This is a genomic window from Acidithiobacillus sp. IBUN Pt1247-S3 (genome assembly GCF_041146875.1).
Lineage (GTDB): Bacteria > Pseudomonadota > Gammaproteobacteria > Acidithiobacillales > Acidithiobacillaceae > Igneacidithiobacillus.
In genome coordinates, this window is sequence record NZ_JBFRXP010000082.1 from 1 (window position 1) to 502 (window position 502).

A 502-nucleotide genomic window follows, 5' to 3' on the forward strand; every position below is an offset into this window, starting at 1 on the left:
TGAGGTACTGGCTGGCCTGATCCAGAGACTTGAGCTTGTCGTACGGGGTCATCATCTGTGCGTAGGGATAGCGTTTTCGTAGTCGGCCTCTGGCGTCGATCTCCTCCATGGGAAAGAAGCAGGGCCGATGGTAGTTCAGGTACGGGGAGAGCACCTCCTGAGCGAAGGTGTTGACCTGCCGGGCAAAGCGCCCCGGAATGTGGGCGTAGCCCAAATGTTTGCGGACCACCGACCCGTTCTTGGACTCCACCAACGCATTGTCGTTACTACGCCGGGCGCGGGATTTGGTGAACTGCTCGACGCGCAGCTTCTCCAGCAATCGGGCGACGCGTTGGTTGATGTATTCCGAGCCGTTGTCGGAGTGAACGCCGTGTACGACAAAGGGAAAGGCGTCGATCAGGGCCTCCAGAACGGGGAGCAGGAAACGCTCGCTGATGCGTTCGACGGAGCCCACGAACTGGAACTGTGTCACCTCGTCGACGAGGTTGATGTGGTACAGCCC

Annotated in this window: 1 pseudogene; it reads right to left on the reverse strand. The window is 59.6% G+C overall.

Annotated elements, in window-relative coordinates:
• A pseudogene (locus tag AB4090_RS15140) lies at positions 1–502 on the reverse strand (hypothetical protein); the annotation flags it as partial.